Source organism: Rhodococcus opacus, assembly GCF_012396235.1.
Taxonomy (GTDB): Bacteria; Actinomycetota; Actinomycetes; order Mycobacteriales; family Mycobacteriaceae; genus Rhodococcus_F; species Rhodococcus_F opacus.
In genome coordinates, this window is the sequence record NZ_JAAXPA010000003.1 from 378,673 (window position 1) to 391,851 (window position 13,179).

Sequence of the window (13,179 nt, forward strand, 5' to 3'; positions counted from 1 at the left end):
AAAAGCGTGTTCTTCGTCTTGCGCGTTGCGGTTTCTTTACCTAAATTGTTGGAACAGTGTGATGGAGATAACACCCCATCGCTTATGTGGTGCAGCCTCGGCGTGCTAGGTGCCGGGGGGTGCAGACTCGAAGAGGGGAAACGAATGCACATGACCACCCCAACCAGCCGTCTGGACGTCGAGCAAGCAGAAGCGCGAATCGCCTGGGTCACCCAGGCTCGTTGCCGGGAAGTCGATCCCGACCAACTTTTTGTACGCGGCGCAGCACAGCGCAAGGCCGCAACCATTTGCCGGCATTGCCCGGTATTGATGCAGTGCGGAGCCGATGCTCTCGACAATCGTGTCGAGTTCGGCGTGTGGGGTGGCATGACGGAACGTCAGCGCCGGGCGTTGCTCAAGCAGCACCCCGAGGTGGAATCATGGTCCGACTTCTTCGAAGCTCAGCGGCAGCACCAATCCGCTGTCTGAAATTCGAGGATCGGAATCGCAGACAGGCACAGGCGGGTGACCGGTTCTCCGGCAGCGAGCTGATCAGCTCGTGCGGGTGAGCTGGTCACCTACCGCTCTCAACGCCTCGAGGTCCGACACCTCGAACGGCAGCGAGGGCACGCCGACGATCGGCACCCGAGGGTGGGCGGCCGTGAACCGGCTCAGCAGTTGGACCTCACGCTTGGCGATCACCGCCCGATGGGCGTGGATTCGCAGCACAGCGGCGGTGAGGGGGTCTTGGTCCCCGAGTTGATCGGCGGCAGTGACCGCATGATCGGCCGACAGGGAACTGAGAGTGGGGTGCGTCCGATTCAGGACGAGGCCCGCGAGCGGCATCTCGTCGCCTGCGAGCCGGTCGACGAAGAACGCCGCCTCCCGCAGTGCGTCCGGCTCCGCGGCCGCGATCACCAGAAATTTCGTGCCCGGCTGCCGGAGCAATTCGTAAGTGCGCGTGGCTCTTTCCCGGAAGCCGCCGAACATCGAGTCCAGTGACTGCACGAAACTCGAGGCGTCCGACAGCATCTGACTACCCACGATGGTGGAGACGCCGCGCAGCGCCAGGCCCATCGCACCGGTGACGAGCCGGGTGAGACCGCGACCCGGCGCGGTGAGCAACCGGATCATGCGACCGTCGAGGAATGCGCCCAGGCGCTGGGGTGCGTCGAGGAAGTCCAGGGCGTTGCGGGACGGCGGGGTGTCGACGATCACCAGGTCCCATTTGTCGCTGGAGGCGAGTTGCCCCAGCTTCTCCATCGCCATGTACTCCTGCGTTCCCGAAAACGAGGTGGCGACGGTCTGATAGAACGGGTTCGCGAGAATCTGCTCCGCCTTCTCCGACGTGGAGTGCTCGATGACCATCTCGTCGAACGTGCGGCGCATGTTGAGCATCATGGCGTGCAGTTCGCCCGTCGCGTCCGGTCCGAGCTCCACGGGTTGCGGCGTGTTGTCGAGTTCCGCGACGCCGAGCGCCTGCGCGAGCCGGCGCGCCGGGTCGATGGTCAGCACGACCACCTTTCGCCCCTGCTCCGCCGCGCGCAGTGCCAGCGATGCGGCTGTGGTGGTCTTGCCGACGCCACCGGCGCCGCAACACACGACGATCCGCGTCGCCTTGTTCTGCAGAATCCCCGCGACATCGAGAGCGGAGGCGGTGCGGCGACGCTCGTGTTCAGTTGTCTGGGTCATCGGACACCCTGTTCCGTCAGATATTCGGCGAGTTCGTACAGTCCGCCCAGGTCGACACCGTCGGCGAGGGACGGCAGATGCAGTCGCGCGCCATCCACTTCGCTGAGCTGACCGGCGCTCTCCTCCTGTGCCTCGAGGACGGACGCGTGCTCGATCGTCTCGGTGAGCAACCCGGCGAAATCCTCTTCGTCGAGGGTGATCCCGCTCTTCTGCAGTCCGGCCCGGATCGATTCGGCGTCGATGCGCCCCTTCGCGGCGTCGGCCAGCGTCTCGGCGGGCAGGAACTGCGGGCTGGTGCGGTTGACGACGATGGCGCCCAGCCGCAGATCGGCGCGGACCAGTTCCTCTGCGGCGTCGGTGGTCTCCTGCACCGGAAGCGCCTCGAGCAGTGTCACGAGGTGGACGACGGTCTCGTCGGAATGCAGCAGGCGCACCACGCCCTCACTCTGCGAACGCACCGGCCCGCCCTTCGCGAGGTCGGCCATCGCCTTCGTCACGTCGAGGAAGTTGCCGATCCGCCCGGTCGGCGGGGCGTCGACGACGACGGCGTCGTACACCCGCTTGCCGGACTTGTCGGTGCGCACCACACATTCCTTGATCTTGCCGGTCAGCAGCACGTCCCGAAGCCCCGGTGCGATGGTGGTGGCGAACTCGATGGCGCCGAACTTGCGCATCGCGCGGCCGGCGAAGCCGAGGTTGTAGAACATCTCGAGGTATTCGAGGAACGCGGTCTCGATGTCGATGGCCAGCGCCATGACCTCCCCGCCGCCCTCGGCGGCCGCGACTTTCGTCTCCTGCGGCGGCAGCGGGGGCACGTCGAAGAGCTGGGCGATCCCCTGCCGGCCCTCGACTTCCACCAGCAGCACGCGACGCCCACCCTCGGCCAGCGCGAGAGCCAACGCGGCGGCCACCGTGGACTTTCCGGTGCCGCCCTTTCCGGAGACGAAGTGCAGCCGGGCCTGCGCGGCCTTCTCGGGCCACGTCGGGGTGAGCTGGTCTGGGGATGCAACCACGGGTCGAGCCTATAAGTCTGGGAGCCGGGATGTGCGGGGGATAGGCTCACCGGCATGAGTGAATTGACTTCCTGGGAGTACGCCACCGTTCCGCTGCTCACACATGCGACCAAGCAGATCCTCGACCAGTGGGGCACCGACGGCTGGGAACTGGTGACGGTTCTGCCCGGGCCTACCGGTGAGCAGCACGTCGCGTACCTGAAGCGTCCGAAGGGCTGACGGCCGTGGCAGAGACACAGAACTGGTCTGCTCGCCTCGCCGAGCTCGGCATCACGCTGCCGTCCGTCGTTCCGCCGGTGGCCGCCTACGTGCCCGCCGTGCGCACCGGCAACTACGTCTACACGTCGGGGCAGCTGCCGATCGTCGAGGGCAAGCTGACGGTCGCGGGGAAGCTCGGCGCCGGCGTGTCGGACGAAGACGCCAAGGCCGCGGCCCGGGCCTGCGCACTCAACGCGCTGGCGGCGGTCGACGCGCTCGTCGGCATCGACTCGGTGGTGCGGATCGTGAAGGTCGTCGGATTCGTCGCGTCCGCCGAGGGTTTCACCGGTCAGCCCGGTGTTGTGAACGGCGCTTCCGAATTCCTCGGTGAGGTGTTCGGGGACGCGGGCGCCCACGCGCGTTCGGCCGTCGGCGTCGCGGAATTGCCGCTCGGCGCACCCGTCGAGGTGGAACTGATCGCCGAAGTGCGGCCGGAGTCGTAGTGCCATGACGCTTGCCCATCCGGCCTACGCCCAGGTGCGGGAGGTCACCCCGATCGTCTCGGTCATGCTCGAGAACAATCCCGGCATGATGACGCTCGACGGAACCAACACGTGGATTCTTCGTGCGCCGGGCCGGGACGAGTGTGTGGTGGTCGATCCGGGTGACGCCGACGAGGAGCATCTCGCCCGCGTCGCGGCACTCGGACCGGTCGCGCTGACGCTGATCACGCACCGTCATTTCGACCACACCGGGGGAGTGCAGCGGTTCTTCGAACTGACCGGTGCGCCCGTGCGTTCGGTGGATCCCGAATTCCTTCGGGGCGGCGGCGAAACCCTCGTGGACGGCGAGACCATCGACGTCGCGGGGCTCACCCTCACGGTGATCGCCACGCCCGGGCACACGAAGGATTCGGTGTCCTTCACCGTGGAAGGTGAGGGCACTGTCCTCACCGGCGACACGATCCTCGGCCGCGGCACCACTGTGCTCGACGACACGGACGGCGACCTCGGCGACTACCTGTCGTCGCTGCGCCGCCTGCTGGACCTCGGAACCGGACACCGGGTGATGCCCGGCCACGGACCCGAACTGCCCGAACTGAACGTCGTCGCGCAGCAGTACCTCGATCATCGCGAGGAGCGACTCGATCAGGTGCGGGCCGCGCTCGGCGAACTCGGCGGCACCCCCACCGTCCGCGAGGTGGTCGAGCACGTCTACTCCGACGTCGACCCGAAGTTGTGGCCGGTGGCGGAGAAGTCCGTCAACGTGCAGCTCGCCCACCTGCGCAGCCTCGACTAGTCACTGAAACGACTGCGGCCACCCCCTCGCTGTGAGGGGGTGGCCGCAGTCGTAGGTGCCGGGACTACCGCGCGCGACGTGCCAGGCGCTCGGAGTCGGAGATCAGCACGCTCTTGCCTTCGAGGCGCAGCCATCCGCGGTGCGCGAAGTCGGCGAGCGCCTTGTTGACGGTCTCACGGGAAGCGCCGACGAGCTGGGCGATCTCTTCCTGCGTGAGGTCGTGGGTGACGCGCAGCGAGCCCGCCTCCTGGGTGCCGAACCGCTGCGCGAGCTGCAGCAGCGCCTTGGCGACACGACCGGGGACGTCCGTGAAGATGAGGTCGGCCAGGTTGTTGTTGGTGCGACGCAGACGGCGCGCGAGCACCCGCAGGAGCTGTTCGGCGATCTCCGGGCGGTGGTCGATCCACGCCTTGAGCGCTTCGCGGTCCATGCTGACCGCGCGGACCTCGGTGACCGTCGTGGCGGTGGACGTACGCGGACCCGGGTCGAAGATGGACAGCTCACCGAACATGTCGGACGGGCCCATGATCGTCAGCAGGTTTTCACGGCCGTCCGGCGAGCGGCGGCCGATCTTCACCTTGCCCGAAACGATGATGTACAGGCGGTCACCGGGCTCACCTTCGTTGAAGATGACATGTCCGCGGGGGAAGTCGACAGGCTGCAGCTGCTTGGTCAGCGCCGCTACCGCTGAGGGCTCGACTCCTTGGAAGATGCCGGCTCTTGCCAGGACGTCGTCCACGTGCGCTCCTTGGGAATATTGTTCGTCTGTATGCATATTGTGCGCGATTTGCTGCATGTCGACGATGCCCCGGTGATCCGCGGCGTGTCGCTGTGCAACAGGTACGGCTCTGAAGTCTACGTTGAGACGGCTCGGTCTGAGTGACCGATACCACGGAAGTCGCAAAAGTTAACCGGGGGATGCGTCCTTCGGTGTGCTGATACGGGGGCTGCCCAGCGCTCAGCTGGCGCGCCGCGAGCCCACTTCGGTGACGGCGGCGTCGTCGGATTCGAAGCCCGACCGACCCTTGCGACGTCGATGGAAGCGTGCCAATGCGTGGGGGAAACCTTCGTGGGCCAGGGTGGCCACTTCGTCGTGACTTGCCTGGTCGAGGAACTCTTCCACCTCTTGCTGACGAACCGTGAGCCGGCGGAGTCTGAACTCCACCCGCTCCATTGCCAGCGCAAACAGCATCAGCAGCACTGGGAAGAGGACCACAGCGAGACCTTGCATACCGGGAAGTAAACACTGGAAATGTCTCAGAAGCGACACAGCGGCGATTCGGATCGGTCGGGTATCCGTAGAGTTGTTCCCGTGCATGCGACCCCCAGCGACGGCTCCGAAGTGCGTGGACGCACCCGTTCGCGGGCCGCGAAACAGGACGAAACCCGGATCGGACTCGTCCGGCGCGCCCGGAGAATGAACCGGCGGCTCGCCGAGGCCTTCCCGCACGTCTACTGCGAGCTCGACTTCACCACCCCACTCGACCTCGCCGTCGCGACCATCCTCTCCGCGCAGTGCACTGACGTGCGGGTGAACATGGTGACGCCGGCGCTGTTCGCCCGCTATCCCGACGCCAAGGCGTACGCGGAGGCCGAACGCACCGAACTCGAGGAATACATCCGGTCCACGGGCTTCTACCGCAACAAGACGAACTCACTGATCGGGCTGGGGCAGGCTCTGCTCGAACGCTTCGACGGCGAGGTCCCCGGCAATCTGAAGGACCTCGTGACGCTGCCCGGGATCGGCCGGAAGACGGCCAACGTGATCCTCGGCAACGCGTTCGATGTGCCGGGAATCACCGTCGACACCCACTTCGGCAGGCTCGTCCGACGCTGGAAGTGGACCGAGGAGGAAGACCCGGTCAAGGTCGAGCACGCGATCGGCGCCCTGATCGAGCGCAAGGAGTGGACGCTGCTCTCGCACCGCGTGATCTTCCACGGCAGGCGCGTCTGCCACGCCCGCAAGCCCGCCTGCGGGGTGTGTGTGCTCGCCAAGGACTGTCCGTCGTACGGGCTGGGCCCGATCGACCCCGACGTCGCCGCCGAACTGGTTCGTGGACCGGAGACGGAGCATCTGCTGCGTCTGGCCGGCAGGTGAGGGTAGATACGGGTGTCTAGCGCAGCGCGGTGGAGTCTGGCCGCCCTCGTCGTCGTGGTGGCTCTCGTCGTCGCGATCTGGCCGCGGGGTGACGACGCGGAGGTGCCGTCGTACCAGGACCGGTTCGGTTCGGGTGGCCGTACCCCGACGGCGGTGAGCGCCGATCCCGACGCGCTCGCGGCACTGAGGACGCAGGCGGGTCTGGAATCGTGCCCGGCCTCGACGGCCACGTCCGAGCCTTCGCCGGGTTCGGTGCTGTCCGGCATCACGCTGGAATGCGTGGCCGACGGCAGCCAGGTGGATCTGGCCGCCGCGCTCGGTGGTAAACCGGCGTTGCTGAATCTGTGGGCCTACTGGTGCGGCCCCTGCGCCGAGGAGCTGCCCTATATGCAGCAGTTTTCGGATCGTGCGGGTGACGCGGTTACCGTGCTTACGGTGCACACCGATCCCAACGAGTCCAGCGCGCTGTCCCGGCTCGTCGACTACTCCGTCACGCTGCCCGGTGTGCAGGACGGCGACGGGCGCGTCCGCGTCGCGGTCGGAGCCCCGCCTGTCCTGCCCGTCTCGGTGCTGATCCGGCCCGACGGCACGGTGGCGAAGGTTCTGCCGCAGCCGTTCCGCAGCGTCGACGAGATCGCGGACGCCGTCGAACAGAACCTGGGGGTGGCGGCATGACGAACTCCGTGGAGGGTTCCGCCGTTCCGCCGTGGCTGCGCCGGGTCGTGCACCGGACCCCGGCCGACCCGCACAAGATCAACCCCGTCCTCGATCGGCGCGCACCCCGCGGCGCGACCACCCGTGAGGCGGCGGTGCTCGTGTTGTTCGGCGGCCCCGTCGAGGCGGACCCGCTGATGTCGGGAGGTCTGCCCGCCGACGCGGACATCCTGCTCACCCAGCGTGCGTCCACGATGCGTCAGCACAGTGGTCAGGTGGCGTTCCCCGGGGGCGCCAGCGATCCCGGCGACGAGGGGCCCATCGCTACCGCGCTGCGGGAGGCCCAGGAGGAGACGGGACTCGACCCGTCCGGTGTCCGCCCGCTCGCCGTGCTCGAGGAAATCTTCATCCCGCCGTCCGGCTTCGACGTCACTCCCGTCCTCGCGTACTGGGAGAAGCCCAGCGAGGTCGGCGTGGTCGATCCCGCAGAGGCGGAACGTGTCGCCCGGGTCCCCGTGCACACCCTGATCGATCCGCGAAACCGGTTCCAGGTGCGGCACCCGGCCGGATACCAGGGTCCCGCGTTCGCCGTCGACGGCATGCTCGTGTGGGGTTTCACGGCCGGCATCCTGGCCGCCCTGTTCGCGGTCTCCGGCTGGGAACAGGAGTGGGACCGCCACGACATCCGCGACCTCGACACCGTCCTCGCCGAACTCGACAACGATCTCGACGACGACCATCTGACCCACGGTCACGGCCGGCCGGCGGCCGAGCGATGACGGGCTCGCACTGGATCGACCTGGCGATCGTGCTGATCGCCTTCGTCGCCGCGACGTCCGGCTGGCGGCAGGGCGCGGTGGCGTCGGTGCTCGCCTTCATCGGGGTCGTACTCGGTGCGGTGGCGGGCATCCTGATCGCCCCACACGTGCTCGTGCACGTGGACGAGGGTCGCGGCCGCGTGCTGGTCGGTATCGCCCTGATCGTGGTGCTGGTGATCATCGGCGAAGTCGCGGGCATGGTCCTCGGCCGCGCCGCGCGGGGAAGTATGCACAGTCCGGTCGCGCGGTCCGTCGACAGCGTGATCGGCGCCTGCGTGCAGGCCGTCGCGGTGTTCGTCGCGGCGTGGCTGCTGGCGATCCCGCTCACGTCCTCGTCCCAGCCTCAGCTGGCGGCGGCGGTGCGCGGGTCGAGCGTCCTCGAAACTGTCGACAACATCGCGCCCGCCTGGATGCGGCAACTGCCCACCGAGTTCACTGCCCTGCTCGACACGTCCGGGCTTCCCGACGTCATCGGCCCGTTCGGGCGTACCCCCATCACGACCGTCGACCCGCCGGACGCCAGCGTCCTGGAGAGCCCCGTCGCGTCCTCGCTGCAGTCGAGCGTGCTGCGGATCCGGGGTGTGGCCCCGAGTTGTCAGCGGGCGCTCGAGGGATCCGGATTCGTCGTGGCGCCCGACCGGGTGATGACCAACGCCCACGTGGTCGCGGGAACGGCGGGCATCGTCGTCGACACGGCGAACGGGCCGATGGACGCCGAGGTCGTGCTGTTCGACCCGTCCGCCGACGTCGCGGTGCTCGAGGTGCCCGGACTGGACGCCCCCGTCCTGAACTTCGCGCCCGAGCCGGCCCGGACCGGCGACAACGCCCTGGTGCTCGGATACCCGGGCGGCGGGCCGTACACCGCCAGCGCCGCGCGGATCCGGGAGATCCTGGACCTCAGTGGTCCCGACATCTACCGGGCGGGAACGGTCCAGCGTGAGGTGTACACGGTCCGCGGTTCCATCCGGCAGGGGAACTCGGGCGGACCGCTCGTCGACAGCGACGGCCGGGTGCTCGGGGTGGTCTTCGGCGCCGCCGTCGACAACAGCGACACCGGGTTCGTGCTCACCGCCGCCGAGGTATCGCGTCAGCTGCAGGCGGCGTCCGGGGCGTCCGTCGCCGTGGACACCGGGGCGTGCATCCTCTGACCGTCGGTCAGACGGTGCGGGGTGCGACGAGGTCCAGCAGGGCGGCGTTGACCCGCTCCGGGGCTTCCCAGTGCGCGTAGTGGCCGACACCGGGGACCGTATGCATCTGCTGGGTGGGTGCGAAGCGGTGACTGCGGCGCACGGTGTCCGCGAGGACGTACGGGTCGAGGTCGCCGTGGAGGTGCAGGACCGGGATCCGCAGCGTCTGATCCATCGACGCCATGAACCGGCTGCCGTCCGGGCGGAACTGGCTGCGGAACGCCCACCGCTGATACTCCAGGGTGCAGTGCGCGGTCCCGGGAATCTGAATCGCCGAGCGCATCCGTGACATCACGACGTCGAACTCCGGGTTCTCCGTCCAGGCGGGTCCGGAGCGTTCGCGGATCAACCGTTCGACCTCCGACCCGTTGTCGCGGGTGAGGCGACGTTCGGGACGCCACGGCACCTGGCAGGAGACGAACGAGGGCAGCAGGGCCTTGCGCTGGTAGCGGTCGTGGAGGACGGCCTGCTTGAGCGCGACCGGATGCGGCGAGCTGACCAGTGCGATCGACCGGACGAGGCGAGCGTGGAGGACGGCCGTCGCCCAGCAGACGAGGCCGCCGTCGGCGTGCCCGACGAGGGTGGCCTCGCCGTAGCCCATCGCCCGGATGAGGCCGGCGATGTCGCCGGCCAGCGTCCACCCGTCGTAGCCGCGCGGCGGTTTGTCGGAATCGCCGTAGCCGCGCAGGTCCACGGCGACGGCCCGGTACCCCTCCGCGGACATCGCGGTCAGCTGATGGCGCCACGACCACCAGAAGTCCGCGAATCCGTGCAGCAGGACGACGAGCGGCGCATCCGGGGCGGATGCGCCGACCTCGACGGTGTGGAAGCGGATTCCGTTGGCATGGATGTCGCGATGAATCCAGGGGCCGTCGAAACGGACGGTAGACGGATCGGGTGGTGCCACAGGAGCGAGTTACCGCGCGTGACGTCCGCTGGACGACGCGAGATGGGCTTCCGCGTCCGAGTACGACGTCGGGAGCACCGTCTTGGCCTGCCTCAGCGAGTCGATGGTCTTCTCCGGTGCGCGGAGTTTGCGTACCCGCAGATAACCGAGCAGCGCGAGGACCGCCGTCACCACGACCATGATCAGGAAGACGATCAGGAACGCCAGCCAGCGCGCGATCCACACGTCGAGGAGTTCGGCGAGGAAGAAGAAGAAGAAAAACGAGCTGAACAGCAGCACGGTGAACGCGAGGATGAAGAACAGGCTGCCCTGCAGGCCCTTCTTGACCTCACCGGTGACCTCGGCCTTCGCGAGCTCGACCTCGGCGCGGACCAGGGTGGACACCTGCGCGGTCGCATGCTTGACCAGCGTGCCGAGGCTCGCCTCGCCGGGTGTCTGAGCGTCCACGTCCGTGAGCGGGATCGACGACACCGTGTTCGGCACCCCGTCTCCCGTGTATCGCGGGCTGTCTCCCTTGCCGTGAGTGATGCTCACTTGTCGACCCCTCCAGGTAGCTCTTGCACTTCCGAGTCATCCTTCCGGGCCGCATGGACCCGACCGCGTCGCCACAGTAACGCTGATCCGATCAGCGACGCTGTCAACGATGTCACGAGCACCGCGACCTTAGCTATTTCGGCCTCGCTGCCGTCACCGATTCCCGCAAGCGCGAGATCCGCTACGAGAAGGCTAACGGTGAACCCGATCGCACCGAGCACTGAGAGGGCAAACATGTCCCGGAATCCCAGTGCTCGCGGCTTCTTCGCGATACCCAGGCGGATCGCGAGCCAGGAGATGCCGAAGATGCCGACGGTCTTGCCGACGAGGAGCCCCGCGATCACGGACTGCGAGATCGGGTTGGTGAACAACTGCCCGAGGAGCTCGCTGCTCAGGGCCACGCCGGACGCGAACAGGGCGAACAGCGGGACACAGACGCCCGCCGACAGCGGCTGGATGCGGTGCTCGAGGCGGGCGCCCGGGGATTCTCTCTCGCCGGGGTCGCGCCGGACCCGGGTGAGGAGGCCGAGCGCGACACCGGCGAGTGTGGCGTGGATTCCGGCGTCGTGCATGCAGAACCAGGTGAGCAGTGCGAGTGGAACGTAGAGCAGTGGGGTGGTGATGCGCCGGTGCTGGGCGAACGCGTAGACGGCCAGGCACACGGCGGCGCCCAGCAGCCACAGCAGGGCGATCGAGCTGGTGAACAGGACCGCGATGAGCACGATCGCGAGCAGGTCGTCGACGACGGCCAGGCTGAGCAGGAACACCCGGGCGCTGGCCGGGATGCGAGACCCGGTCAGCGCCAGCACACCCAGTGCGAACGCGATGTCGGTGGCGACCGGGATCGCCCAGCCCCGTTCCATGCCGGGCGTGCCGGCGCCGATCGTCGCGGCGATGATCGCGGGCACGACCACACCGCCGCAGGCCGCGATGATCGGGAGCAGGGCACGTTTGCGGTCGGCGAGTTCGCCCACCACCATTTCCCGCTTCAATTCGAGGCCGGCGACGAAGAAGAAGACCGCCAGGAGCCCGTCCTGCGCCCACGTCCCGACCGTCAGGTTCAGGTGGAGTGCCTCCGGGCCGATCTGCCAGTCGCGCAGTGCGAAGTACGAATCCGAGACGGGGGAGTTCGCCCACACGAGGGCGACCGCCGCGGCGACGAGCAGGATCGAACCGCCGACCGTCTCGGTGCGGAGGTAGCGGGAGAGTTCGGAGCGGAGGGGCTGGGTCACCGGGGGCGCTCGCTTTCGATGTGGTCCGGGTACGGCAAATGCTCTGCCGACCAGACTTCCCGGCGCACCGAGAAGAGCTTATCCAATTTGCCAAGCGAAAGACACGAGGTGTTCAATTCCTAAGGAATGGACGCTCGTCCCAATAGTTGAAATAGCATCGTGCAGGAGTAAGTCGAGTGAGCAGTGCCGTCGATACGTCGAAGCCAGAACCGGACGGCGGGGCCACCGTCGCCGGCGTACCCAGAAGCCGGATCGTCGTCGCGAGCATGGTGGGAACATCCATCGAGTTCTACGACTTCTACATCTATGCCACCGCGGCCGTGTCGGTGTTCCCGCACCTGTTCTTCCCCAAGGGAAACGGCACCACCGCCCTGCTGGCGTCCCTCGCCACGTTCGGTCTGGCCTTCGTCGCCCGGCCGCTCGGCTCGATCCTGTTCGGCCACTTCGGCGACCGCATCGGACGCAAGACGACGCTCGTCGGCTCACTGCTCACCATGGGTATCGCCACGTTCGTGATCGGCCTGCTGCCGACGTACCACCAGATCGGCCTCGTCGCGCCCGCACTGCTGGCGTTGATGCGGTTCTGTCAGGGTCTGGGACTAGGCGGTGAGTGGAGTGGCGCGGCGTTGCTCGCGACCGAGACCGCGCAGAAGGGCAAGCGGGCCTGGGCCGCCATGTGGCCGCAGCTCGGCGCACCCATCGGGTTCTTCCTCGCCAACGGTCTGTTCCTGATCATCACGCTGTTCCTGGCCCACGACAACAGCAGCCCCGACCTGGACGGCGCGTTCCTCACCTGGGGCTGGCGTATCCCGTTCCTGCTCAGCGCGATCATGGTGATGATCGGCCTGTACGTGCGGCTGAAGCTCGAGGAGACGCCCGTGTTCGCCCGCGCCGTCGCGCGGGGCGAGAAGGTGAAGACCCCGCTGGCCGAGGTGTTCAAGACCAGCTGGCGTCAGCTGATCATCGGCACGTTCGTCATGCTCGCCACGTACACGCTCTTCTACATCATGACCACCTGGGTGCTCAGTTACGGCACCGGCAAGACTCCCGCCCAGGGCGGCACCGGAGCCGGCTTCCACTACACCGACTTCCTCGTCCTCCAGCTGATCGCGGTCCTGTTCTTCGCGGCCGCCGTCCCCGTGTCGGGGTGGCTGGCCGACCGCTTCGGTCGCCGCATCACGCTGCTCACCATCACCGGGTTCATCATGGTCTTCGGGCTCACGTTCGGCGTGATGCTGAACCAGGAGGGCATGGGCAACGCCCGCATGCTCGTGTTCCTGGCCATCGGAATGTTGTTGATGGGCATGACCTTCGGTCCGATGAGCGCCGTTCTGCCCGAGTTGTTCCCGACCAACGTGCGCTACACGGGTTCGGGGATCGCCTACAACACCGCCAGCATCCTCGGTGCCGCCGTCGCGCCGTTCATCGCCACCTGGCTCGCCACGTCGTACGGCGTCGGCTGGGTGGGCATCTACCTGCTGATCGCCGCCGCGCTCACGTTCGTGGCGCTGCTCGTCATGCGCGAGACCCGTGACCAGTCCCTCGACGACGTAGGGGCATAGCCCCCG

At 67.7% G+C, this 13,179-nt stretch carries 16 protein-coding genes; 9 read left to right on the forward strand and 7 right to left on the reverse strand.

Annotation, left to right across the window (positions count from 1 at the left end):
* Window positions 1-144 precede the first annotated feature (144 nt).
* Window positions 145-468: a WhiB family transcriptional regulator gene (locus tag HGB39_RS05815; protein ID WP_005248496.1), complete on the forward strand. Its 324-nt coding sequence runs from the start codon at window positions 145-147 to the stop codon at window positions 466-468.
* Between the two features lie 63 nt (window positions 469-531).
* Here the strand turns inward: HGB39_RS05815 and bagB are convergent, their stop codons facing one another.
* Both bagB and bagA read right to left on the reverse strand, forming a co-directional pair.
* Window positions 532-1,671, reverse strand: coding sequence for an ATPase BagB (gene bagB / locus HGB39_RS05820; protein WP_005570581.1), 1,140 nt, complete (start codon window positions 1,669-1,671; stop codon window positions 532-534).
* The gene (bagA, locus tag HGB39_RS05825; protein ID WP_054245902.1) at window positions 1,668-2,684 is read right to left on the reverse strand and encodes an ATPase BagA; all 1,017 of its coding nucleotides are present in this window, start codon (window positions 2,682-2,684) and stop codon (window positions 1,668-1,670) included. Before bagA ends, bagB begins: the two co-directional genes overlap by 4 nt.
* Before the next feature lie 54 nt (window positions 2,685-2,738).
* Here bagA and sp36 point away from each other — a divergent pair, with 54 nt between their 5' ends.
* Genes sp36 through HGB39_RS05840 form a run of 3 tightly spaced genes read left to right on the forward strand, consistent with a single transcriptional unit; the run spans window position 2,739 to window position 4,181 of the window.
* Window positions 2,739-2,903 (forward strand): Sp36 family protein, encoded by a 165-nt coding sequence (gene sp36, locus HGB39_RS05830; RefSeq protein WP_005248493.1) that lies wholly within the window; start codon window positions 2,739-2,741, stop codon window positions 2,901-2,903.
* A gap of 5 nt (window positions 2,904-2,908) precedes the next feature.
* The gene (locus HGB39_RS05835) at window positions 2,909-3,385 is read left to right on the forward strand and encodes a RidA family protein (RefSeq protein ID WP_005256087.1); all 477 of its coding nucleotides are present in this window, start codon (window positions 2,909-2,911) and stop codon (window positions 3,383-3,385) included.
* 4 nt (window positions 3,386-3,389) lie between these two features.
* Window positions 3,390-4,181, forward strand: coding sequence for an MBL fold metallo-hydrolase (locus HGB39_RS05840; protein WP_005256088.1), 792 nt, complete (start codon window positions 3,390-3,392; stop codon window positions 4,179-4,181).
* Window positions 4,182-4,245: 64 nt separating this feature from the next.
* Here the strand turns inward: HGB39_RS05840 and HGB39_RS05845 are convergent, their stop codons facing one another.
* A complete protein-coding gene (locus HGB39_RS05845; protein ID WP_005256089.1) occupies window positions 4,246-4,920 on the reverse strand; it encodes a Crp/Fnr family transcriptional regulator in 675 nt (224 codons plus the stop codon).
* Window positions 4,921-5,139: 219 nt separating this feature from the next.
* Window positions 5,140-5,412, reverse strand: a complete 273-nt coding sequence (locus tag HGB39_RS05850) for a hypothetical protein (RefSeq protein ID WP_005248489.1) — start codon at window positions 5,410-5,412, stop codon at window positions 5,140-5,142.
* Between the two features lie 21 nt (window positions 5,413-5,433).
* Here HGB39_RS05850 and nth point away from each other — a divergent pair, with 21 nt between their 5' ends.
* Genes nth through marP form a run of 4 tightly spaced genes read left to right on the forward strand, consistent with a single transcriptional unit; the run spans window position 5,434 to window position 8,899 of the window.
* Entirely contained in the window at window positions 5,434-6,279 is an 846-nt protein-coding gene (gene nth / locus HGB39_RS05855) for an endonuclease III (protein ID WP_051055261.1), read from the forward strand.
* Window positions 6,280-6,291: 12 nt separating this feature from the next.
* Window positions 6,292-6,954, forward strand: coding sequence for a TlpA family protein disulfide reductase (locus HGB39_RS05860; protein WP_043787391.1), 663 nt, complete (start codon window positions 6,292-6,294; stop codon window positions 6,952-6,954).
* A complete protein-coding gene (locus tag HGB39_RS05865; protein ID WP_005561770.1) occupies window positions 6,951-7,712 on the forward strand; it encodes an NUDIX hydrolase in 762 nt (253 codons plus the stop codon). The genes HGB39_RS05860 and HGB39_RS05865 overlap by 4 nt, the downstream gene beginning before the upstream one ends.
* Window positions 7,709-8,899, forward strand: coding sequence for an acid resistance serine protease MarP (gene marP, locus HGB39_RS05870; RefSeq protein WP_005256096.1), 1,191 nt, complete (start codon window positions 7,709-7,711; stop codon window positions 8,897-8,899). The genes HGB39_RS05865 and marP overlap by 4 nt, the downstream gene beginning before the upstream one ends.
* A 7-nt stretch (window positions 8,900-8,906) precedes the next feature.
* Here the strand turns inward: marP and HGB39_RS05875 are convergent, their stop codons facing one another.
* The 3 genes from HGB39_RS05875 to nhaA are packed head-to-tail and all read right to left on the reverse strand — an operon-like array spanning window position 8,907 to window position 11,611.
* The gene (locus tag HGB39_RS05875; RefSeq protein WP_005256097.1) at window positions 8,907-9,845 is read right to left on the reverse strand and encodes an alpha/beta fold hydrolase; all 939 of its coding nucleotides are present in this window, start codon (window positions 9,843-9,845) and stop codon (window positions 8,907-8,909) included.
* Between the two features lie 9 nt (window positions 9,846-9,854).
* A complete protein-coding gene (locus HGB39_RS05880) occupies window positions 9,855-10,379 on the reverse strand; it encodes a phage holin family protein (protein WP_005256099.1) in 525 nt (174 codons plus the stop codon).
* A complete protein-coding gene (nhaA, locus tag HGB39_RS05885) occupies window positions 10,376-11,611 on the reverse strand; it encodes a Na+/H+ antiporter NhaA (protein WP_005561768.1) in 1,236 nt (411 codons plus the stop codon). Before nhaA ends, HGB39_RS05880 begins: the two co-directional genes overlap by 4 nt.
* Before the next feature lie 176 nt (window positions 11,612-11,787).
* Here nhaA and HGB39_RS05890 point away from each other — a divergent pair, with 176 nt between their 5' ends.
* Complete coding sequence (locus HGB39_RS05890; RefSeq protein ID WP_005256102.1) at window positions 11,788-13,173, forward strand: MFS transporter; 1,386 nt, start codon at window positions 11,788-11,790, stop codon at window positions 13,171-13,173.
* Window positions 13,174-13,179 lie beyond the last annotated feature (6 nt).

Bases quoted from the DNA above. Each gene is read 5' to 3' on its own strand.
- HGB39_RS05865 (WP_005561770.1), top strand. From the start codon at position 6,951: ATGACGAACTCCGTGGAGGGTTCCGCCGTTCCGCCGTGGCTGCGCCGG.
- marP (WP_005256096.1), top strand. From the start codon at position 7,709: ATGACGGGCTCGCACTGGATCGACCTGGCGATCGTGCTGATCGCCTTC.
- sp36 (WP_005248493.1), top strand. From the start codon at position 2,739: ATGAGTGAATTGACTTCCTGGGAGTACGCCACCGTTCCGCTGCTCACA.
- HGB39_RS05850 (WP_005248489.1), bottom strand. From the start codon at position 5,412: ATGCAAGGTCTCGCTGTGGTCCTCTTCCCAGTGCTGCTGATGCTGTTT.
- HGB39_RS05840 (WP_005256088.1), top strand. From the start codon at position 3,390: ATGACGCTTGCCCATCCGGCCTACGCCCAGGTGCGGGAGGTCACCCCG.
- HGB39_RS05815 (WP_005248496.1), top strand. From the start codon at position 145: ATGCACATGACCACCCCAACCAGCCGTCTGGACGTCGAGCAAGCAGAA.
- nth (WP_051055261.1), top strand. From the start codon at position 5,434: ATGTCTCAGAAGCGACACAGCGGCGATTCGGATCGGTCGGGTATCCGT.
- bagB (WP_005570581.1), bottom strand. From the start codon at position 1,671: ATGACCCAGACAACTGAACACGAGCGTCGCCGCACCGCCTCCGCTCTC.